At 37.9% G+C, this 22,613-nt stretch carries 17 protein-coding genes and 2 pseudogenes; 16 read left to right on the top strand and 3 right to left on the bottom strand.

The window, feature by feature from the left end; all coding sequences use genetic code 11:
* Positions 1-2: 2 nt before the first annotated feature.
* Positions 3-650: a tetratricopeptide repeat protein gene (locus COD92_RS11165; protein WP_098530614.1), complete on the bottom strand. Its 648-nt coding sequence runs from the start codon at positions 648-650 to the stop codon at positions 3-5.
* Positions 651-959: 309 nt separating this feature from the next.
* Positions 960-2,147: an acetyl-CoA C-acetyltransferase gene (locus COD92_RS11170; protein WP_098530615.1), complete on the bottom strand. Its 1,188-nt coding sequence runs from the start codon at positions 2,145-2,147 to the stop codon at positions 960-962.
* Between the two features lie 584 nt (positions 2,148-2,731).
* Here COD92_RS11170 and COD92_RS11175 point away from each other — a divergent pair.
* Positions 2,732-4,020 (top strand): annotated as a pseudogene (locus COD92_RS11175) (transposase).
* Between the two features lie 202 nt (positions 4,021-4,222).
* Here the strand turns inward: COD92_RS11175 and fabG are convergent.
* The gene (gene fabG, locus COD92_RS11180; protein WP_144562225.1) at positions 4,223-4,957 is read right to left on the bottom strand and encodes a 3-oxoacyl-[acyl-carrier-protein] reductase; all 735 of its coding nucleotides are present in this window, start codon (positions 4,955-4,957) and stop codon (positions 4,223-4,225) included.
* A gap of 450 nt (positions 4,958-5,407) precedes the next feature.
* Here fabG and COD92_RS11185 point away from each other — a divergent pair, with 450 nt between their 5' ends.
* From COD92_RS11185 to COD92_RS11255, 15 genes and pseudogenes are all read left to right on the top strand, one after another.
* Complete coding sequence (locus COD92_RS11185) at positions 5,408-5,803, top strand: polyhydroxyalkanoic acid synthase subunit PhaR (protein WP_098530617.1); 396 nt, start codon at positions 5,408-5,410, stop codon at positions 5,801-5,803.
* 33 nt (positions 5,804-5,836) lie between these two features.
* Positions 5,837-6,580 (top strand): acetoacetyl-CoA reductase, encoded by a 744-nt coding sequence (gene phbB, locus COD92_RS11190; RefSeq protein ID WP_098530618.1) that lies wholly within the window; start codon positions 5,837-5,839, stop codon positions 6,578-6,580.
* Positions 6,581-6,646: 66 nt separating this feature from the next.
* The gene (phaC, locus tag COD92_RS11195) at positions 6,647-7,735 is read left to right on the top strand and encodes a class III poly(R)-hydroxyalkanoic acid synthase subunit PhaC (RefSeq protein ID WP_098996328.1); all 1,089 of its coding nucleotides are present in this window, start codon (positions 6,647-6,649) and stop codon (positions 7,733-7,735) included.
* Positions 7,736-8,067: 332 nt separating this feature from the next.
* Positions 8,068-8,970, top strand: a complete 903-nt coding sequence (locus COD92_RS11200; protein WP_098530620.1) for a LysR family transcriptional regulator — start codon at positions 8,068-8,070, stop codon at positions 8,968-8,970.
* A gap of 175 nt (positions 8,971-9,145) precedes the next feature.
* Positions 9,146-9,478 carry a hypothetical protein gene (locus COD92_RS11205; protein WP_255295274.1) on the top strand — a complete coding sequence of 111 codons (333 nt, stop codon included), beginning with the start codon at positions 9,146-9,148 and terminating at the stop codon, positions 9,476-9,478.
* 167 nt (positions 9,479-9,645) lie between these two features.
* Positions 9,646-10,662, top strand: a complete 1,017-nt coding sequence (locus tag COD92_RS11210; RefSeq protein WP_098530621.1) for an LLM class flavin-dependent oxidoreductase — start codon at positions 9,646-9,648, stop codon at positions 10,660-10,662.
* A 95-nt stretch (positions 10,663-10,757) separates the two neighbouring features.
* The gene (locus COD92_RS11215; protein ID WP_098530622.1) at positions 10,758-12,095 is read left to right on the top strand and encodes an LLM class flavin-dependent oxidoreductase; all 1,338 of its coding nucleotides are present in this window, start codon (positions 10,758-10,760) and stop codon (positions 12,093-12,095) included.
* Positions 12,096-12,107: 12 nt separating this feature from the next.
* Positions 12,108-13,760 carry an ABC transporter substrate-binding protein gene (locus COD92_RS11220; protein ID WP_480254100.1) on the top strand — a complete coding sequence of 551 codons (1,653 nt, stop codon included), beginning with the start codon at positions 12,108-12,110 and terminating at the stop codon, positions 13,758-13,760.
* Positions 13,761-13,764: 4 nt separating this feature from the next.
* On the top strand, positions 13,765-14,718 hold the full coding sequence (locus tag COD92_RS11225) for an ABC transporter permease (RefSeq protein WP_098530705.1): 954 nt from the start codon (positions 13,765-13,767) through the stop codon (positions 14,716-14,718).
* A 14-nt stretch (positions 14,719-14,732) separates the two neighbouring features.
* Positions 14,733-15,614, top strand: a complete 882-nt coding sequence (locus COD92_RS11230) for an ABC transporter permease (RefSeq protein ID WP_098530624.1) — start codon at positions 14,733-14,735, stop codon at positions 15,612-15,614.
* Between the two features lie 13 nt (positions 15,615-15,627).
* Complete coding sequence (locus COD92_RS11235; protein ID WP_098530625.1) at positions 15,628-17,652, top strand: ABC transporter ATP-binding protein; 2,025 nt, start codon at positions 15,628-15,630, stop codon at positions 17,650-17,652.
* 138 nt (positions 17,653-17,790) lie between these two features.
* A pseudogene (locus tag COD92_RS11240) lies at positions 17,791-18,846 on the top strand (LLM class flavin-dependent oxidoreductase).
* Positions 18,847-18,893: 47 nt separating this feature from the next.
* Entirely contained in the window at positions 18,894-20,210 is a 1,317-nt protein-coding gene (locus COD92_RS11245) for an LLM class flavin-dependent oxidoreductase (RefSeq protein ID WP_098530626.1), read from the top strand.
* Between the two features lie 111 nt (positions 20,211-20,321).
* The gene (locus COD92_RS11250; RefSeq protein ID WP_098530627.1) at positions 20,322-21,080 is read left to right on the top strand and encodes an alpha/beta hydrolase; all 759 of its coding nucleotides are present in this window, start codon (positions 20,322-20,324) and stop codon (positions 21,078-21,080) included.
* Positions 21,081-21,257: 177 nt separating this feature from the next.
* Entirely contained in the window at positions 21,258-22,592 is a 1,335-nt protein-coding gene (locus COD92_RS11255) for an LLM class flavin-dependent oxidoreductase (RefSeq protein ID WP_098530628.1), read from the top strand.
* The last annotated feature ends 21 nt before the right edge of the window (positions 22,593-22,613 follow it).

Raw genomic sequence — 22,613 nt, forward strand, 5'->3', positions numbered from 1 at the left:
CATTATTTGTATGTACTCAAGCCATATTGAATGGCTCCCACAAACCCATGCTTTGCTGATTCGATAATTAATTCATAGGCTTCTTCAAACCTAAGTTGATTTTCTAGCAATAATGCAAGATTTAACATAGAAGGGGGATTGCCTAAATTAATTGCATTCTTATAGTAGCTTTCTGCTTTTTTATAATCAGGTAGAATGTCAGAGTAACCAAATTGATAAATTTTACCTAATGCGTCTAATGCTTCAATTTCACCTTGAGTTGCAGCCATATTTAGGTTATGCAATGCTTGATTAACATCCAAAACAACCCCTAAACCTTTAAGATACATAATCCCTTGGTAATAAAGAGCACCTGCATGTCCAAGAAAGGCAGCTTTCGAAAAATAATCAAATGCCCTTAGGTAGTCTTTTGCAATACCTAATTGTTCACTTCCAAAATAGTGATGTTTACCCATTTCGAACTCCGCAGCTGGAAATCCTTTATTAATTATTTGAGTTAGCATCTCTATTGCTTCCAGAAAGCTTTCAGTTTCGTAAAATCTTTTATATTCTTTAAAGAGCTTCTGTGGAGTTTCTTCTTCTTTCTGAATTTGATCGGTATTAAGCATTTTATTAAAGTCATTATTAATCTTAGATTCATTAGATTTCAAATTAATCCCTCCTAATACTTCTTTTTATAATTGAGTGAGATGGAAGATGTAAGTAAAGAAAATTAAACCACTAGTGCTGGTCTTATTATAGGGGAACCCATTTGTTTTCAAGAGATCGTATTTTTAATAAGTATAATTAGGATGGATAAATGAACATCCCTTGTATTCTCTAAAAGAGAATGATCAAGGGATGCCTAATTAACATGAATAAAATGCTGACTTTCCAATTACCCACTATTACAAGTAATAGTTAGATGGGACTTTTTCTTCCTTTTTTTTTGAGTCTGTCATTTTATTTCATTTGCCAGTTTAAATGTTTTCGATAATCGTTGCTACACCTTGTCCTCCGCCTACACATAATGTAGCTAAACCAAAACGATCCTCACGTTTTTTCATTTCATGAATTAATGACACCAAAATTCTTGCTCCGCTGGCACCAATTGGGTGACCTAATGCAATCGCACCGCCATTAACATTTAACTTTTCTTTATTAAAATGCAATTCGCGGTCTACAGCGATTGATTGGGCAGCAAACGCTTCATTTGCCTCAATTAAATCAATATCTTCTAATGATAATGATGCAGTATTTAAAGCCTTTTTAACAGCTGGTACAGGTCCAATACCCATAATACTTGGATCAACACCAGCTACAGCATTTGCTTTAATAACTACTAATGGTTTAAGCTGCAATTCCTCAGCCTTTTTACGGCTCATCACTACTAAAGCAGCAGCACCATCATTAATTCCTGAAGCATTACCAGCTGTTACACTTCCGTCCTTTTTAAAGGCTGGACGAAGTTTTTCTAGACTTGCTGCAGTTGTTCCAAACTTAGGGAACTCATCCTGACTGAACACACTTACTTGACCTTTACGACCAGGGACTTCAACAGGAACAATTTCATCTGCGAATCTATTAGACTCAATCGCAGCTTGTGCCTTTTGTTGGCTCCATGCAGAAAATTCATCTTGCTCAACACGGGAAATTTCATATTTTTCGGCAAGGTTTTCAGCTGTAACACCCATGTGATAGTCATTTTCAGCACACCATAACCCATCTTGGATCATGCTGTCTAGAATTTTCTGATCACCCATTTTAAATCCGTTACGGCCGCCTTTTAATATATATGGAGACTGACTCATATTTTCCATACCGCCTGCCACTACCACTTCAGCTTCGCCTGAAAGAATGGCTTGTGTGGCCAAGTGCACGGCTCTTAAGCCTGAACCACAAACCATATTAATAGACAATGCTGGTGCTTCTTGTGGAACTCCAGCTGCAAGGGAAGCTTGTCTAGCTGGATTTTGGCCTGCACCAGCTTGTAACACATTACCCATAATAACTTGATCAACACTAGCTGGAGTAATACCTGCTCTTTCAATTGCCGCTTTTATTACTGTGGCACCAAGCACTTTAGCTGAAACATTTTGTAAACTCCCTAGGAAACTTCCAATTGGTGTTCTAACAGCACTTACAATTACAACCTCATTTACTGTCATCTGAATCACTCCCATAATAAATTTATTATACTCCTATGTATAATTCCTCTCATATGATACTACATATGGTAGCTAGTTTTATCAGTAACTCTTCGACAAATTTAGAGGTTAATTTAATAAAGTAAATAAATGGATTCCGCTAAAATCACTCTATCGGGGGGAGGAACTTATGCGGGGAAAATCCAATTGAGAGTGGATAAAAGTATAATTTTAAATTTACAACCAAACCAAAAGAAGACGTAAGAAGTTTGTCCAAATAGATAGAGAGAATTTTGTAGAAATCTAGCAGAAATTGTAGAAATGTATTCCAAGTTAGATTAACTACTTTCAGTTTTTAGGAAAGCTTTTTGTAAATTAGTAAAACAATTTGTCAAATATAGTTAAAGTGTTTTGGCTTTCTTTGATGATAAATAAAGAGAGAAGGGAGTAACATCCATATGAAATTATTCCCTTCAGATTGTCGAAAAATCCGAAAAATTACGGGTTTGCCGGCAGTCTTTTTTGTATAATTGGAATATAGATATTTATTTGAGGTGGATGGAATGCTAAGTAAGAATACACAGATAAATCGTGACTAATTAGAAATTATAGCTTTAGAACAACTTGTGCCTGCAAACCATTTGGTGCGCAAGATAGAAGCGTCTATTGATTTTTCATTTATCTATCCTCTTGTCCAAGATATGTATTCTTCAGAAAGAAGACGCCCAAGCATAGACCCTGTGATATTAATAAAAAATGCCTTTCATCAATATACCTTCGGTATTCGCTCTATGCGTAAAACTATTGAAGAAATTGAAACAAATATGGCTTATCGTTGGTTCCTAGGATTTGGATTTTATGATAAAATACCTCACTTCTCAACCTTCGGTAAAAATTATGAACGACGTGTTAAAGATACAGATTTATTTGAACAGATCTTCTATCGTATTTTGAAGGAAGCCTCAGATAAAAAATTGATTAGTAATGAGCATGTATTTATTGATTCGACACATGTTAAAGCAAGTGCGAATAAACATAAATTCGAGAAGAAAATAGTTCGAAAAGAATCGAAAGCATACGAGGCAAGACTTCAAGAGATCAGCGGCCGCATGAAATGATTATGCGAACTGTTTTGTACGCTCGTCTTTTATGTAATAACCACTCTCAGGGGCAGTAGTACTTTCTTTTATTTCCTTAAATTCCTCTTTCTCAAATTTATCTGGTGGAAAGGGGCTTTATATTATGTTCTTCACGGTCTCTATTAATCTCCACCTGGGAATCTCCCTGATAGTGTCATTTTCGAACCATTATTGATAAAGGTTATCGAGAAACAAGGGAAACCTTTTGCTGTTGCTGCTGATGCTGGATATAAAACACCTGCTATTGCCCAATACATATTTGAAAACGATATGATGCCTGCTTTACCTTATACTCTCCCTCGTACGAAAGAGGGTTACATGAAAAAATATGAATATGTTTATGATGAATACTACGATTGTTATATTTGTCTGCAAGGACAAGTATTGAAATATGCAACTGCGACGAAGGAAGGCTATCGTCAATACTTCTCTAAACCAATTGAATGTGAAAAATGTCCATTGCTTTCAAAATGCAGCCAGAGTAAAGAACATAAAAAACTCATTCAGCGCCATGTCTGGGAACACTATATAGAAGAGGTCGAATACCTTCGTTCTACACAAGAGAATAAAAGCATTTACGCAAGACGAAAGAAACCATTGAACGTGTTTTTGCAGATGCTAAGGAAAAGCATGGTATGCGTTGGATAACCTTAAGAGGCCTAAAAAAATTGTCCATGCAAGCGATGCTTACTTTTGCTGCCATGAATTTAAAAAAGATGGCCACCTGGACATGGAAAAGTCCAAAAAAGGCGTAATAATAGGCATAGGATAGGCCTAACTATTGCTCATACGAGCAAAAATACAACAAAAAGGCACCCGAATTGGCTCATCCGGATGCCTTTTGTCTACAATCTGAAGGGAGTAACATCCAAATGATGTTATTCCCTTGTTTTGTGTTTACTCGAAATAAAATTTTACTTTTCTAATTGAATCTTCAAGAGCTATACCAGTCGGATTCTAAATCACCAAACCTCCATCAACACTCAAAACTGTTCCGTTAATATACTTTGCATCATCTGAGGCCAAGAAAAGGTAGGCAGCTGCAATATCTTCAGGTTTCCCAAGTTTTTTAAGTGGGGTTTTATCCTTCATATAATTGAGAACCTTATCTGGAACAGCCGCAGTCATGCCTGTTTCTATGAAGCCAGGGGCAACCGCATTGACTCGAATTCCTTTTGGCCCAAATTCCTTACCCCAGCTTTTAGTTAATCCAATTACCCCAGCCTTTGTCGCTGCATAATTGGTTTGCCCAATATTCCCATAAAGTCCGACAACGGACGAAGCATTCAGGATCACACCCGAACCTTGTTTTAACATAATAGGAGCGACCGCTTTTGTGCATTTAAAGACACCCGACAAGTTAACTGAAATAACTTTCTCCCAATCTGATTCCTCCATTTTTGTAAGAAATCCATCAAGGGTGATACCAGCATTGTTTATCAAGACATCGATTTTACCGTGTTTTTGGATAATAGATTGAACCATTTCTTCGATTTGGGAGCTATCGGTTACGTTTACTTGAAAGAATTCTGCTTTTTCAGTATTCATTTCTTCCAATGCTTTTCTTCCAGCTGTTTCGTCATAATCACATATAACCACATTCGCTCCTTCGTTTAGAAACTTTATTGCTGTTTCTTTTCCTATTCCTTGTGCTCCGCCGGTAATTAAAACAACGCTTTCATTAAACTTCAAACTTACCACCTCTTTTTTAAAATTCATTCAACCACCAGAATTCATGAAGAGAAACCATTCAGTCTGAAATTTTGTCTAAATTGTGAACAAAAAAGCAGCGAATAATAGAAATTTGTCGATACTTGTTGAAAAAACGACTAATCTTTAGCCGCTAAACAACCGACTATCGTTTAAAAAACAATAGCGATTTGCTAAAAATACTATTCAATTTATAACAAAAATAGAACAAAGGAAAAATTATCCACCGGTTTTGGAAGCGCTTAAACCACTGATACTATTGGGTTTAAGAGGTTTATAAAAAATTTCTCTATATGTAATTCACATTGAGGTTAGAAATTTGTCGTAATATGCAATAATATATTTAGATTATTTTTAATGTTTGTTCTTTAATTGTTTGAAGGATGTTAGTATGATTAAAATGTCGATAAAAAGTTCAAGGAGGAATAAAAATTGACAACAAATTTTAATGTTTTTGAAGCTTGGAAGGATCTTTATAACCAGACTAGTAATTTATACGATGAAAAAATCATGGAGACTTTTCCTTCCCAGGGGATCGGGCAACTTTTAGACATGAATCTACAATTTAAAAAATTTCTTGACGAAACAACAGAAAAATATTTAGAACTTGGCAATCTGCCATCACGCAAGGATCTTGCTAACTTATCTTCTCAAATTGTTAATGTCGATACAAAGGTCGATAGCTTAGAAGAACTGCTAGAGGATAAATTGGAGAGCACTGACAATCAGGTGTCTTTTAAAAGCGAATTATCGGAATTGAAATCCGAAATGAAGAATCTGGATAAAAAACTGAATCAAATTCTATCCATTTTAAAGACTAAAGAATAACCTACATACTAACACCAATGGGGGATGAAAAACATGACAAATTTAAATGGTAAAGTAGCAATTGTAACAGGCGGCAGCAGAGGTATTGGTGCAGCTATTTCGATGGAACTTGCAAGACAGGGTGTAAAAGTGGTTCTTAACTTTGTTTCCCGTGAAGAACTAGCTGAAAAGATGGTAGCAGATATAAATGAAATCGGTGGGGAAGCTTATGCAGTTCGTGCGGACGTTTCCAATATCGAGGATGCAGCACATCTTGTACAGGAAGCCATTGATCATTTCGGAAGAGTAGATATTTTGGTTAATAATGCCGGTATTACGAGAGATAGCACATTTAAAAAGCTAAGCTCAGAGGATTGGAGAAGAGTAATTGATGTTAATTTAAACAGTGTTTACAACACAACATCTGCTGCACTTCCTTACCTTCTCGAATCAGATGCAGGCCGCATTATCAACATTTCATCCATTATCGGACAAGCTGGCGGGTTTGGTCAAACCAACTATGCAGCAGCAAAAGCCGGTCTAATTGGATACACAAAATCTTTAGCGCTTGAGTTAGCTAAAACAAATGTAACCGTTAATGCAATTTGCCCTGGATTTATCGGAACTGAAATGGTTCAAGCAATCCCTGAAAAAGTTCTAGCTGGAATTGTAGAAAAAGTTCCGCAAAAACGTCTAGGAAAACCGGAAGAAGTAGCTCGCGGGGTTGCTTTCCTATGTAGTGATGGAGCCTATATTACTGGACAGCAGCTTAATATTAATGGCGGACTTTACATGTAATTGTCATGAAGGCAGAAATCTATGTATATAGTAAATAATAATTAAGCTAAGGAAGGAGTGAACAACATGAGCGTACTTGCGGAAAAAGATTGGGACATGTTTTTTGACGCACTCCCTGAAGAGTACGGAACGCAAATCAAACGTGTCATGAAGGCAACCCAAGTGTTAACTGTTGATCCTAAGCCAGAAGTAGGTCCTACTCCCAAAGAGGTGATTTGGACTAAGAATAAAACGAAACTCTATCGTTATGTTTCTGAACAGCCGAAGAAACATAAAATCCCATTACTATTGATTTATGCATTAATCAATAAGCCATACGTTTTGGATTTAACTAAGGGCGGAAGTTTGATAGAATATCTAGTTAATAATGGATTTGACGTCTATCTTCTTGATTGGGGTACACCTGGATATGAAGATCGTAATATGAAACTAGATGATTTTATTATCGACTATATCCCTCGGGCCGTTAAAAAAGTCTTAAAGACATCAAAAGTTGATGAATTGTCCATTCTTGGTTATTGCATGGGCGGTACGATGACGTCTATTTTTGCAGCTCTTTACCCTGAATTACCGATTCGTAATCTGATCTATATGACAAGTCCGTTTGATTTTGAAGATTCTGGTTCATATGGTGCTATGTTAAATGAAAAATACTTTAATATTGATAAAGTAGTAGATACCCTTGGGGTGATTCCACCTGAAATGATTGACTATGGAAACAAGCTGTCAAAGCCAATGGCTAACTTCTATGGGCCATTTGTAAGTCTAGTTGATCGTGTTGATAATGAAAAATTTGTAAAAAGCTTTAAACTGCTGCAAAAGTGGTTAAACGATGGTATTCCATTCCCAGGTGAATCTTATCGCCAGTGGATCAGAGATTTTTATCAAAAAAACAAGCTGATTAAAGGGGAATTGGTCGTTCGTGGCCGCAAAGTTGATTTGAAGAATATCACGGCTAATGTACTAAATTTAGCAGGCCAAAATGACTTAATTGCCCAGCCACATATGGTAGAAGCTTTGATGGATGTTATTTCTAGTAAAGACAAACAGTTTAAAAATTTACCAGTTGGTCATACGTCAATTACATTTGGAAGCCAAGCTTCCAAAATTACCTACCCAACCATTGGCGATTGGCTGGCTGAACGTTCTAATTAATCATCAGCCTAAAACATTTATACCAAAAAGTGAGTGTTTTTAAACACTCACTTTTTGTATAGGTGAAAATTATTAATTAAATTACTAAAAAATATCAAGACAAATAATTATTTAAATGAACGGTTTTCATTATTAAAATAATTATTATTCTTACTTTACTTATAGGATTAATTGGGTTAAAATTTAAATAATTCAAAAAAGAAGTTAGCTGATTGGTCGACCAAAGGCTCCTAAACGCATAATGCGGAAAGGGGCCTTTTTTATTTTTAGTAAACAAATAGCCAATGAAGTATTAATTAACGCTTCATAGTAGGTCAAAAAGGGGTGTTAGAATGAATATTGATCATCTTGATGCTTTTATGTATGTGGTTCATCTTGAAAGTATCCACAAAGCAGCAGAAGCACTTTATTTATCTCAGCCAACCGTAACAGCGAGAATTAAAACATTAGAGCAGGACCTTGGCATCGAACTTTTTTTACGAAAGGGGAGAGGTTTGACACTATCTGAGGAGGGAAAAGCATTTATTCCTTATGCAGAACAAATTATTCGTACTTATCAACAAGGGAAGAAACTATTAAAAAAAGAAGACCATCCAGAGGAAATCGTGATTGGAGCGAATTTAATTACATCACAATATTTTATACCATTTGCCCTTCCTTCCTTAAAAAAAGCGCATCCTGAGCTTCGATTTAAATTTATTTCAGCTTCAAACGAAGTATTGCTTGAGAAACTGCTGCAAAGGCAGGTTGATATCGCCTTCTTAAAGGATGTTAATCATCGAGGAGTGAAAAATCATGAGCTTCTAAATAATGCTGTAAAATTAGTAGTTTATCCTGGACACTTATTTCAATTTCAAAAGAAAATCACTGTTCAACAATTAGCAAATGAACCTTTGGTATTTTTTGAATGCGGGGCTTTTGATTGGAATCGTGTTTATCATTTATTTGAAGTAGCCAATATTGAGCCAAAAATAGATTTTCTTGTTGATCACCTCGAGGTAGCAAAATCTATTATTCTTAATAAACATGGCATAGGTTTCTTACCATCCTTAAGTATTAAAGATGAACTTCAACGGGGAGATCTTATTGAGATAGATGTGTCTCATCTCCTGCAAATTCAGCAGCATATTTATGCCACCCATCTAATCAATGGCTTTGCACATAGGCTGGTCTGGGATGATATCCTTTTGTCCGTTAAGGAATTTAACAATCAAAGCATACTGACCATTAATTAAAATTTCTAATGAAAAGAATAAATTATTCTATTACTAAACGTATTGTCATTTCTCACTTCTAGGTGATAGGATTAACCTCAGGTAAATACACTTTTTGACTAAACTTTGGATAATTATTGCTGTAAATCCGACTATTCAAGTGTGTATTCTTGGGTATAAAAGGAGGATGTTGATGATGAAAGCGCAAAATGTAAATGATGTAAGACCTTTTATTAAACCGAAAAAACTAAATTCCTTTGGATCGTTTAAATATCTAAATTTGCCAGATTTACAGTTTTTTATCTGGTGCAATAAACAATATAGAGTCAATAGAGGAATCTATAATACGATTGATCAATGGTTTTACGAATATGGGATTATTAATATTTATTATCGCAGAATTCAGCTTTTAGCCTTTTTAGATTCTGTTAAAGAGGACTTGAATGAACCTCATTTATCTAAATTTATTAGATTTGGTCATGGAGGTCTTACTAAAAGACTGAATGATTTTATCAATAATAAGGATTAAGTTTTTTATTATCGTAATAGAGCGATAGATTTTTTTAATCAAATACAACAAATTTCCTATCAGAGAAAGTATTGCGATGTCCTCATTGCCAGTGTAGGATAAAAAACAATAAATAAAAAACATACTTTTCTGATTGGTTAAGTTAGAAAAAACGGAGGGAAATATCAATGAGTTATAAGTTGGGGATTTTAGATCAGAGTCCAATCTTTCCAGGAACAACTGCTTCTCATGCCTTGCAACAAACGGTTTTACTGGCTAAAAAAGCAGAGGAATGGGGATACTCGCGTTTTTGGGTTTCTGAACATCATAATGCCGAGCAACTAGCTGGATCGTCACCGGAGGTATTGATTTCCTATTTATTGGCTCAAACCAAGAGCATTCAAATTGGGTCCGGGGGAGTCATGCTTCAGCACTACAGTCCATATAAGGTGGCTGAAAACTTCCATGTCTTATCAAATCTGGCACCTAGAAGAGTCGACCTCGGAATTGGGAAAGCACCGGGTGGTCTTCCTTTATCCACAAAAGCCCTGCAGTATGGAACGGTCAACGATGGTAAGGATTTTTCAGAACGGCTCTCTTTTTTATTAGATTTAATTGAAAACTCAGTCGATAGCAGTCATCCGCTGGCAGGTATTCAAGCGACCCCGATTCCCCAGGAAAAGCCAGAAATTTTTCTACTTGGTGCAAGTGCAAACAGTGCTCGGCTTGCAGCAGATTTAGGAATTTCATTTGTTTTTGCTAAATTTATCAATAGTGATGAAGCGGTACTAGAAGAAGCAGCAAATCTTTATCGGGAAGGTTTTCCAAATGGACGATTGATTGTTTCGTTGGCTGTTATTGCTGCACCTACTAAAACAGAGGCAGAACAATTGATTGGGAACAGAAAAATTGTCAAAGTCCATCTTCAGAGCGGCCGCTCCGTGACTGTACAATCAACTGAGCAAGCGGACTTCTTTGGAAAGCAATCCGGTGAACCATATGAAATTACTGAACAAGAAGCAGACATTATTGCCGGAACACCAGACTATATAATGGAAGTTTTAAATCAACTTCATAAAACGTACCAGGTGGATGAATTTATCATACATACACCAATTGAACAAGAAGCAGCAAGATATCAATCATTTCAATTGTTAGGCCCTTTAAAAACGGCCAATTTAACTATTCAACCTCTAAATAGATGAGATTCGGAATGAGAGTTTCATTATTTTTTAAACGCTAAAACCAACTATTCAGGTAGGAATATATACAATTAAATAGTGAAGGGAAGGATATTGTAATGTCAAATAAAAGACAATTAAAACTAGGAACGATTATTCATGGCGTAGGAGGAAATATTGCCGCTTGGAGGCATCCAGAGGTATTAACAGATGCCAGTGTTAATTTTGATTTTTATAAGGAGCAAGCACAAAAATCTGAAACGGCTAAATTTGACTTTGTTTTTATTGCAGATGGCCTGCATATTAATGAAAAATCTTTGCCTCACTTTTTAAATCGGTTTGAGCCGCTTACGATTTTATCGGCACTTGCGGCTGTCACTTCACGTATCGGTCTTGCGGGAACCGTATCCACTTCCTATAGTGAACCATTTAATGTCGCAAGGCAATTTTCCTCATTGGATCATATCAGTCATGGCCGGGCTGGATGGAATGTCGTTACCTCCCCTTTAGAGAAAACAGCATTAAACTTTAGTAAAACGATTGAGGAGCATCCTAACCATCCAAAAAGATACCGAATTGCCTCTGAATATTTAGATGTTGCCAAAGGATTATGGGATTCGTGGGAAGATGATGCATTTATCCGCAGTAAAGAATCAGGAGTATTCTTCGATCCTGAGAAATTACATCCATTAAATCACAAAGGAGAATTTTTCTCTGTGCAAGGTCCGTTAAATATTGGCAGGTCAAAGCAAGGGCGGCCGATTATCTTTCAAGCAGGATCATCCGAAGATGGGAAAAACCTTGCAGCTAAAGATGCTGATGCTATTTTCACTGGTCATGCGACATTGGAGGAAGCACAAAAATTTTATGAAGATGTTAAACGCAGGACTGCTGAATATGGCAGAAATCCTGATCACATTCTCGTTTTGCCAGGCATCGAGCCAATTGTTGGAACGACAGAGGAGGAAGCTGACCAGAAATATCAAGAGATTGCTAATTTAGTATCGATTGAGCAAGCATTAAACTATTTAGGTCGCTTTTTTGAACATCATGATTTTTCACAGTATCCACTTGATGAATCTTTTCCAGAAATCGGTGATTTGGGGTCAAATAGCTTCAAAAGTGGAACAGATCGAATAAAACAGGAAGCGAGAGAACAAAATTTAACTCTTCGCCAGGTTGCCTTAAGGGCTGCGACTCCAAGAACTCCGTTTATTGGTACGCCAGAAAAAGTAGCAGATCGCATACAGGAATGGTTTGAGGGATACGGAGCCGATGGATTCATTATTCAATTCAATGTTCCTAGTAATCTAACAAGTTTTATTGAGCTTGTAGTACCAATTCTGCAAGAACGTGGTCTTTTTCGAACGGAGTATGAAGCAGATACCTTACGAGGCAATCTAGGACTCCCGTACCCAGAAAACCGTTATTTAAAAAATATAGTGAAAAATGGTTAAGGGGTGGTTAATGTGAAACGAGTAGATTGGAAAAAATTATTACCTATTTCAATAGCAATTTTACTCTTATTATCAGGCTGTGCAAGTAGTACTGGTACAAAAAATAGTAGTTCACAAGCAACAAACGGTAAGGTTGAATCACAGCCTAACTCTGGGGGTGATTTAACTTATGCACTTGCAACCTCTCCTGATTCACTTGATCCGGCACGGAGTGGTTTAGCAGTTGCTGTTCGTGCATTCAGAACCATTTTTGACAGCTTAGTCGTTCAGGCGCCAGATAATTCAATCAAACCGTGGCTTGCTACAGAATGGACAATTTCAGATGATGGAAAAACTTATACTTTTAAGCTACGTAAGGACGTTAAGTTTCAGGATGGAACCCCTTTTAATGCGGAGGCTGTTAAATATAGTTTTGACCGGATTATAGATCCAAAAACCCAAGCCAAAAATGCGGTTGCCCTTCTGAAGCCCTATCAATCGTCAGAAGTTATTGATGATTACACAATCAAAATCAATCTTACAACCCCTTCAACGGCGTTTTTAAGTAACCTAAGCCAGGCAATGCTGGGAATTGTTTCCCCGACTGCGGCAGAAAAGTATGGTGATCAGTTTGGCAAAAATCCCGTAGGTACTGGGCCATATAAGTTTGTCAGTTGGGCAGATAATGCAGACATTGTGGTTGAAAAAAATAAAGATTATCACTGGGGCCCTTCCATTGTAGAAAACAAAGATGCACCTTATCTTGATAAAATAACCTTTAAAATCATTCCAGAAGAGGCAACTCGTATTGGCAGTGTCCAAAGCGGGCAAGTGCTTGCGGCAGAAACAGTACCGCCGCAAAATATTCAATCATTAAAAAATGATCAGAACACTCAATTACTTCAAGTGAACACAATTGGTTTACCATATACCCTCTTTTTTAATCAGAGAAGGGCTCCGTGGAATGATGTGAAAGCTCGTAAAGCAGTTCAGCTTGCGGTTGACGTGAATGCGATTGTAAAGACACTTTACTTAGATACCTATTCAAGAGCATGGTCTCCACTATCACCAGGTATTTTAGGTTATGATAAATCGCTTGAAAATGGAAGCAAGCTTGATGTAAAGAAGGCTAATCAGCTACTTGATGAACTAGGCTATGTAAAAGGGACGGACGGTATTCGTGAGAAGGATGGAAAGAAACTGACATTAACATATGTCGATGGAACTCCAAATCGTGAGAAGAGAAATGATATCGCCGTTATGGTCCAGCAGCAGTTAAAAAAGATTGGAGTTAAGGTAGAAATCAATATTACTAAGGACATTGCTTCAGTGGTTCAACAGAAAGCCGATTATGATGTGTATGGAAATAGCCAAGTTAATTCAGATCCCAACTCATTGCGAGCCTTTTATCACTCAACAACTCCCGATCAGGAGGCAACTGTAAAGAGGTTGGGTGGCGGTTCCGATCCAGAAATAGATCAATGGTTAGAAGCTGGCACAGTAGAAACTGACTTAGCAAAAAGAGAAGAGCTCTACAAAAAAGTCCAACAGAAAATTATTGATCAAGCGTGGATTCTTCCTATTTATGTATTCCCTTATACCGTGGCAGCATCTAAGACTGTTAACGGGATTAAGTTCGATTCATTAGGTTATCCGCTATTTAATGATGCAAATATTAAGAAATAATGGAATGGAGCTGGGAAATGTGGCACTTGCCAATAAGATTCTTTTAAAAATCTCTTCTGCATTAGTATCCATTTTTGGCTCCCTTATCCTTGTCTTTTTTATCATCTATTTGCTGCCAGGTGATCCAGTATTGTCCATGCTGGATCCTTCTACGGCAACAGCTGAAACGGTAGCCAATTTACGCAAGGAACTTGGGCTTGACCAACCAATTTATATTCAATTTGCCGATTATTTTTTGAACGTTCTACATGGGAATTTTGGTCAATCTATCATCAATAGCGAACCGGTCCTGCTTAAAGTCTTAGAACATTTTCCGGCCACCCTTACTCTTACACTTACGAGTGCCATATTTTCTATAGCAATTGGACTAATATTTGGAGTGCTCTCGGCAATATACAGGAATAAATGGATTGATTTTATTGCTAGGTTAATTGGTTTGTTTGGCATTTCAATGCCAACATTTTGGTCAGGCATTTTATTAATTCTCATTTTTTCCGTCTTTTTAAACTGGCTTCCCGCTATGGGATCAGATGGGTGGCAGACACTTGTCCTTCCATCACTGTCTCTTGGGTTTGTAGGTGCAGGATTAATCATTCGGATGGTAAGAACGAGCATGCTCGAAGTAGTAAATGAGCAATTTATTGTGACGCTTCGTGCGAAAGGACTTTCCGAACGGGTAATTATGTATCAACATGCCCTTAGAAACGCATTAATTCCTGCGATTACAATTATCGGTATTAATATTGGTGAATTAATGGCAGGTACTGTCGTCATCGAAACCGTTTTTTCCAGGCAGGGGATTGGCAGGATTGTTGCGGATGCCATCATGGCTAAAGATTTACCTGTTATTCAGGGGGTTGTGTTTTTTAGTGCGATTGTTTATGTGATAGTCAATTTACTAGTTGACTTATCCTATTCAATAATTGATCCCAGGGTTCGGAGGTCTGATCAAAGGTAAAGGAGGCAGTATAAATGAAAGAAATTGTTAATGTTGAAACAACACTGCGAGTTCCGAAATGGACTTTAAAGAGAAGGAAAACGAACTTTTCCATATCCAACCTTTTTTTATACACATCAACAGTTATTGTACTATTTATTATTGCCTGTGCCATATTTCCAAAGTGGATTGCGCCTTTTTCCCCAACCTATATGAATACAGAATTTATCCTAAGTAAGCCAAGTGCAGATCATTGGTTTGGAACGGATTATTTTGGCAGGGACGTATTTAGTCTCGTCATTTATGGAAGTCAAGATTCGCTTATTATTGGTGTAACATCAGTACTTATAGGTGGAATTATCGGTGGAAGTATTGGGGCATTTGCTGGATATATCGGCGGATTTGTTGATGTAATCTTAATGAGGGTCATCGATATTTTAATGACTATTCCAGGAATACTTCTTGCCTTAGCCATAGCTGCTGCTCTTGGCCCTAGTTTATTTAATATTGTATTGGCTGTAGCGGCTTCGGCAATTCCAGGCTATGCACGTGTGATGAGAGGACAAATGATGAGTATAAAAAAAAGAAAGTTCGTCGATGCATCGCGTTCAATTGGGACACCTAGTTGGAGGATATTCCTATGGCATATCTTACCTAATTCCTGGTCACCGCTTCTTGTTTTGGGGACGATAGGTCTTGGTACTTCGATTTTAATTGGTTCAGGGTTAAGTTTCCTGGGTCTTGGGACCATAAAGGAAATTCCTGATTGGGGAGCCTTACTATCACAAGGAAGAGGATATTTAACAGTGGCATGGTGGATTTCCACCTTTCCGGGTTTAGCCATTACTCTTTTCGTGCTCTCAATCAATATTATTGGCGATAAACTTCGCGATTCCTTTGACCCAAAAACGAGGTAGGGGGAGAGAAAAAATGGAGAAATTACTTGAAATAAAGAACTTACAGGTTGATTTTACTAGTAGCAATCATCAGTTAACTGCGATTAAAGATGTCACATTAGATATTAAAACAGGAGAAACGGTCTGTATCGTTGGGGAGTCAGGAAGCGGCAAAACGGTAACTTCTAAAACGATTATGAGGCTTATAGATTACGAGAGTGGAAAAATAGCGGAGGGAAGTATCGTAATCGATGGAATCGATCTTACAAAACTTTCACCAAAAAAACTCCGTTCCATTCGCGGGAAAAAAATAGCGATGATTTTTCAAGAACCGATGGCCGCGTTTGACCCTGTCTTTACCATTGGGAAACAAATCATGGAGACCATCCTTGAACATAAGCATTCAAATAAGTTAGAAGCTAAAGCGAGGGCCATTTATTTACTAAAGCGAGTGGGTATCTCGGATGCTGAAATTCGTTTGAACCAGTATCCAAATGAGTTGTCCGGAGGTATGCTGCAAAGAGCGATGATTGCGATGGCACTTGCTTGTGATCCAGATTTACTTATTGCAGACGAACCGACTACCGCACTGGATGTGACCATTCAAGCGCAAATATTGCAGCTTCTTCAAGAATTGAAAGAAGAACTGGGCATGTCTATCCTATTAATTACCCATGATATGGGCGTTGCAGCAGAAATGGCAGACCGAATTATTGTGATGTATGCCGGTAGTATCGTTGAGCAAGCCGACGTGAAACATTTGTTTGAACGGCCCTATCATCCATATACATATGGATTATTACAATCGATCACGACAGTGGATAGTGATAGGAGCAAAAAACTATACTCTATTAAAGGTTCGATTCCAAGCTTAGCTGACTTACCTTCTGGATGTCATTTTCATCCCCGCTGCCCATTTGCGACGGATCTTTGCAAAAGTGAATCACCTCCATTATTGGAAGTTAATAATCGTCAGACAGCTTGTTGGTATGCGGAAGAGGTAACAGAAAAACTCTTCAATAAAGATTTGGAAACGAAAGTTGACGTACAGCCTCAAAAAGAAATGGCTCAAGCGATTCCCTTGGTTATTGGTGGTGAACCATTGTTTGAGGTTCAAGATTTAAGTAAATATTATTCAATTGGGAAGAAACTATTTTCTCGACAGCCAACCTATATTAGAGCTGTTGATAGCGTGTCCTTCCATATCAATGAAGGGGAAACCTTTGGGCTGGTTGGAGAATCGGGCAGTGGAAAATCGACATTGGGCCGAGTTCTCTTGCAACTAGAAAAACCTACCAGTGGAGAGGTATTCTTTCAGGGCCAGGATTTGTCAATATTGTCAGCAAGAGAATTACGTGAAAAGAGAAGGGATATGCAAGTTATCTACCAAGACCCATATGGATCTGTTAATCCCCGCTGGAAAATTGGGGATATTATCGGAGAACCTCTTCAAGTTCATGAAACAATTAGTGTGAAAGACAAGAATGATAGAGTTCAAGAATTATTAGAGATTGTCGGGCTAAATAAAAACAGTTTTGATCGTTATCCACATGAATTTTCTGGCGGCCAGCGTCAGCGTATTGCGATTGCTAGAGCGATTGCGCTAAATCCCAAGTTTATTTTAGCCGATGAAGCGGTATCAGCTTTAGATGTTTCCGTTCAGGCTCAAATCATTAACTTATTACAGGATATCCAAAGGGAACGAAATCTAACTTATTTATTTATCGGCCACGGATTAAATATTGTTCGGCATATTTCCGATCGGATCGGTGTGATGTATTTAGGTCAATTGGTGGAATTGGCTAATAGTGAAGAATTGTTTTTACATCCTGCCCATCATTATACAAAAGGTCTCATTGAATCAATCCCAGTAGCAGATCCCACGCGCTTTAGGGAACGGATAACTCTAAGTGGCGAAATTCCATCACCAGCAAACCCGCCATCTGGATGCAGATTTCATACCCGCTGTCCCGCAGCGACTGCCCGTTGCCGTGAAGAACAGCCGATATTTAGAGAAGTGTCTAAAGGTCATTCGGCTGCATGCCATCATCCAGTGTAAATGGGCTGGTTGAAGGATGAAATAGTAGAAATCAGGATGAAGTGTCCTTCATAAGTGATATGAAAGACAAAAATAAAACATTCCAAGGACGAAGTGTCCTTCATATAAGGCTAGGGATTTAAATAGGAGGAATAAAGGATGAAATTTGTTGTGTTTGATTTAATGAGTAATCATCCAAATGGTGTAACAGGAGAGGTATTAACGGAACAAGAAAGAATTCAATAAGTCATTGATCAAGCTGTTTTCGCAGAAACGCTTAGATTTGATGGATATGGAGTAGGTGAGAGGCATGGTGCTCCATTTCTATCTTCTTCACCAGCCCTAATGTTAACGGCCATTGCAGCGCGAACCTCAAAAATACGCTTGATGCCTACCATATCCGTTTTGAGCGTCCTTGACCCAGTGCGAGTAGCAGAGGATTATGCCACACTTGATCATCTATCGAGTGGAAGATTGGAGATGATGATTGGAAAAGGTAATGATCCGCGCCACTACCCCTTATTCGGAATCAAAGAGGAAGAGCAATGGATATCACTAGCTGAGCGGTATGATCTTCTTAAACGCTTATGGTCTGAAGAAAATGTCTCATGGGAAGGGACATATCGTTCTCCATTAAATAATGTGACAACTGAACCTAGACCCTATCAGAAGAAGATACGAATTTGGCATGGCAGTGCATCTAGTCCACTTTCTACTGAGCTTGCAGCAAAGAATGGGGAACCGATTTTTTCATCAAATGCTTTTCATCCCATGGCAAAATACAAAGAATTAATTGATCATTATCGTGAACGTCTTGAATTCTATGGGTTCGATTCAAAAAACGCTGTCGTCGGTGCTGGAGCAGGAAGCTTATATTTGGCTAACACAACAGAAGAGGCCATTAACAGGTTCCGGCCATATTATGACACTTATATGAATACAGATGCATCAAAACATAACCAATCTCCATTTAAGAGCCTTGAGGATCACGTACAAAACGGTTCACTTTTAATAGGAAGTCCAGATTATGTAATAGAAAAGATACTTAAATACCATCAAGCATTCGGACACCAAGTACAAAGTATAAGTGTGGGGGGGTTAAGTCAGGAAGAACAATATGAGCAACTAGAAAGATTCGCTACGGAGATTATGCCAGTGCTTAGAAGTGAGATCCCTAGTACTATTTGGGAAATTGAAAAAGCAGCAGTCGATTAATGATACCTATTTGCTCCAAATTGATTTGAGCGGGAAGGGGGAATTCAATGAGCAATCAAATCCGTACCATGCATCTAAATTTATTTCTATATAATCTGGGACATCATGAGGCCTCCTGGCGTCACCCGGAATCACTGACTGATCAATTGATGGATTTTACTTATTATAAACAATTGGCACAAAAAGCAGAAAAGGCAAAAATGGATGCCATTTTTCTCGCCGATCGTATTTCAACATCACCTGCTGCGGTTGAAAAAGGTTCCCTTGTTTCTTTTGAACCAACCACGTTACTTTCGGCAATAGCCGCAGTTACGGAACGGATTGGATTAATTGGTACTGTTTCAACTAGTTTTAATGAGCCCTATAATGTGGCACGGAGATTTTCTTCTCTGGATTTTTTGAGCAAAGGACGTGCTGGCTGGAATATCATTACTTCTGGAACCGATAGTGAGGCTCAGAATTTTAATCTTGACCGAATTCCAAATCATACTGACCGCTATAAAAAAGCAAAAGAGTTTTTTGAAGTAACCATGAAGCTTTGGGATAGCTGGGAAGATGATGCGATTTTAGCAGATAAAGAGAATGGGATTTTTGCAGATAATCAAAAAGTACATGAAATACATCATAACGGAGAATATTTTAAAGTTCGAGGCCCATTAAACATGCCAAGGTCTCCACAGAAAAGACCCGTTCTCTTCCAAGCAGGAACTTCAGAGGATGGAAAGGAATTTTCTTCTCAATACGCTGATGCTATTTTTACGGCCCATCAAACCTTTGAAGATGCAGGGGAGTTTTATAAAGATGCAAAAGAAAGAATTGCAAGGATCGGCAGGAATCCAGATCAAGTAAAAATATTGCCGGGAATTAGTTTTGTTATAGGTAATACAGAAGAAGAGGCAAAAGAAAGGGAAGAAGAATTAGCTGAATTCATGAATTTCAGCCATAGTTTGATTCAGCTTTCTAACAGAATTGGAGTGGATTTAACATCTGTTCCTTTGGATGAACCGCTGCCCAATCTACCTGATAGTAAAGAAATACAAGGTCACCAAAGTAGGACTAAATTAATCATTGAGTTGGCCCAAAGAGAGAATCTTTCTATTAAACAATTACTTGTTCGCTTAGGAGGAGGTAGAGGGCATTATACAATAAGTGGGACACCAAAGAGTATTGCAGACGAGCTTGAATTTTGGTTTCTTAACGGAGCAGCTGATGGATTTAACATCATGCCACAAATAATGAAACGTGATTTTGATCTTTTTGTCCATTTAGTCATTCCTGAATTGCAACGCAGACAATTATTTAGAACGGATTACGCAGGTAATACCTTGAGAGAACATTATAATTTGCCATTTCCCTTAAATTAATTTACTTCTATTAAAAGGGTGCTATGAGAACTTCAGAAATGAAGTTTTTTAAAACCTTTAATTCCTATTTGTTGGATGTGGTTAGTTGGGTATAAAAAGGAGGAGAGCTAGATGAAAGAAAAATTTCCTATTTTAAAAGGGGCAGAACCATTTTATTTTCAAGGAAACAAAATCGGTATACTTATTTCACATGGATTTGTTGGTACTCCTCAAAGCGTACGTTACCTAGGTGAGAGACTCTCGCAGTATGGGTATTCTATTCTAGCTCCAAGACTAAAGGGCCATGGAACTAATTATTCAGATTTAGAAAGTTGCATACATGAAGATTGGTTTGAATCATTGGAAAGGGGCTATTATGAATTAAAGAAGGAATGTACAAGTATATTTGTCTTGGGGCAGTCCATGGGAGGCACATTGGCACTATGGCTTGCTCATAAATATCAAGATATAAAAGGAATTGTCTTAGTTAATCCAGCCTTAACGATTCCGTCTTATGAGTATGTACGTGGTAGGCGCCTGCCGAGATATATTGATGAAGGGGACCCTGATATTAAAGCAAAAGATGTGATTGAGATCACCTATCCAAAAGTACCGATAACGGCTATTCATCAACTGCAAACACTAATGGAAATAACCCCAGCGATATTACCAGAAATTCATTGTTCTGTTTTAGGGGTAAAGTCACAAGTGGATCATGTCGTACCACCGGAAAATACGGATTATATTATTAATAATATTAGGTCTAAAGTAAAAGAAACCATTGTCCTGCCCGATTCCTATCATGTGGCATCTTTGGATAATGACAAAGACCAAATTGTTGAGGGGAGCCATTATTTCGTTCAACAACAAGTAAGCCATGGTGTGATCTAGGTATAAACTTTGTTTTTATGCTCGGATTAATTGATAGTTTTTATGTATTTAAACATTATATTTTTCTATCAGATAAAGTATAGAAATCCAATTCTTTACGTGATAGGATAAAGCACAAGAAATAAAAAGTATTCCTATCATATAACTTGGATTAAAAATCAAAAGGAGGATCGCATAATGTCTCATCACAAAAAATTAAAATTTGGCGCAATCATTCATGGGGTGGGAGGAAATATTGCTGGGTGGAGGCATCCTGATATTCAAGCAGATGCAAGTGTCAGTTTGGATTTTTACACCAATCAAGCCCAGAAGGCAGAAGCAGGAAAATTCGACTTAGTCTTTATCGCAGATGGCTTGCATATAAACGAGAAGTCGATTCCCCACTTTTTAAATCGTTTTGAACCACTAACGATTTTGTCAGCCCTTGCTGCTGTTACCTCAAAAATAGGTCTTGTGGGAACACTCTCAACTTCCTATAGTGAACCTTTCAACGTAGCAAGACAGTTTGCTTCACTTGACCATATCAGTCATGGTCGGGCAGGATGGAATGTGGTTACTTCACCATTAGAAAAAACGGCTCTAAACTTTAGCAAAACGATTGAAGAACATCCTGATCATGCAAAAAGATATCGAATTGCAGCTGAATACCTCGAAGTAGCGAAAGGACTTTGGGATTCATGGGAAGATGATGCTTTTGTTCGAGACAAAGAAACAGGGGTATTTTTTGATACAGATAAATTGCATCATTTGAATCATAGAGGGGAATTTTTCTCTGTGCAAGGTCCGCTAAATATCGGTAGATCAAAGCAAGGTAGACCGGTCATATTTCAAGCTGGATCTTCCGAGGCAGGAAAAAACCTTGCAGCCAAAGAAGCAGATGCCATCTTTACAGGACATCCAACATTAAAAGCCGCACAAACATTTTATCAGGATGTCAAAGAGAGAGCAAAAGCCTACGGACGGAATCCAGATGAGCTCGTGATCCTTCCAGGGATTTCGCCCATTATTGCTGCAACAGAGGAAGCGGCAGAAAGAAAATATCAAGAAATCGCTAGTCTCGTATCCATCGATAAAGCACTTGACTATCTGGGACGATATTTCGAGCATCATGATTTTTCACAATATCCTCTCGATGAACCGTTCCCTGAACTCGGTGATTTAGGTAAAAATAGTTTCCGAAGTCATACTGATCGAATTAAACGGCAAGCAAAAGAAGAAAAATTAACGCTTCGCCAAGTCGCCTTACGAGAGACAACACCAAAACCTGCTTTTTTTGGAACACCGGAAAAAGTAGCGGACCTCATTCAGGAATGGTTTGAAGCGGGTGGCGCTGATGGGTTTATAATTGGTTCTGCTGTACCCAAGGGGTTAAATGATTTTGTAGACTATGTTGTGCCGATTCTTCAAAAACGAGGAATTTTTAGAACAGATTACGAGGCTGACACATTACGTGATAATCTAGGAATTCCTTATCCAGAAAACCGTTATACAAATAAGGTGGTAACCCATTGAATAGTAAATACAATCAGTCTA

This window comes from Bacillus sp. AFS037270, assembly GCF_002585305.1.

Excerpts from the sequence above, each read along its gene's own strand:
- COD92_RS11170 (WP_098530615.1), bottom strand. The coding sequence starts at position 2,147 with ATGACAGTAAATGAGGTTGTAATTGTAAGTGCTGTTAGAACACCAATT.
- phbB (WP_098530618.1), top strand. The coding sequence starts at position 5,837 with ATGACAAATTTAAATGGTAAAGTAGCAATTGTAACAGGCGGCAGCAGA.
- phaC (WP_098996328.1), top strand. The coding sequence starts at position 6,647 with ATGAGCGTACTTGCGGAAAAAGATTGGGACATGTTTTTTGACGCACTC.
- COD92_RS11200 (WP_098530620.1), top strand. The coding sequence starts at position 8,068 with ATGAATATTGATCATCTTGATGCTTTTATGTATGTGGTTCATCTTGAA.
- COD92_RS11205 (WP_255295274.1), top strand. The coding sequence starts at position 9,146 with ATGAAAGCGCAAAATGTAAATGATGTAAGACCTTTTATTAAACCGAAA.
- COD92_RS11210 (WP_098530621.1), top strand. The coding sequence starts at position 9,646 with ATGAGTTATAAGTTGGGGATTTTAGATCAGAGTCCAATCTTTCCAGGA.
- COD92_RS11215 (WP_098530622.1), top strand. The coding sequence starts at position 10,758 with ATGTCAAATAAAAGACAATTAAAACTAGGAACGATTATTCATGGCGTA.
- COD92_RS11225 (WP_098530705.1), top strand. The coding sequence starts at position 13,765 with ATGGAGCTGGGAAATGTGGCACTTGCCAATAAGATTCTTTTAAAAATC.
- COD92_RS11230 (WP_098530624.1), top strand. The coding sequence starts at position 14,733 with ATGAAAGAAATTGTTAATGTTGAAACAACACTGCGAGTTCCGAAATGG.
- COD92_RS11235 (WP_098530625.1), top strand. The coding sequence starts at position 15,628 with ATGGAGAAATTACTTGAAATAAAGAACTTACAGGTTGATTTTACTAGT.
- COD92_RS11245 (WP_098530626.1), top strand. The coding sequence starts at position 18,894 with ATGAGCAATCAAATCCGTACCATGCATCTAAATTTATTTCTATATAAT.
- COD92_RS11250 (WP_098530627.1), top strand. The coding sequence starts at position 20,322 with ATGAAAGAAAAATTTCCTATTTTAAAAGGGGCAGAACCATTTTATTTT.
- COD92_RS11255 (WP_098530628.1), top strand. The coding sequence starts at position 21,258 with ATGTCTCATCACAAAAAATTAAAATTTGGCGCAATCATTCATGGGGTG.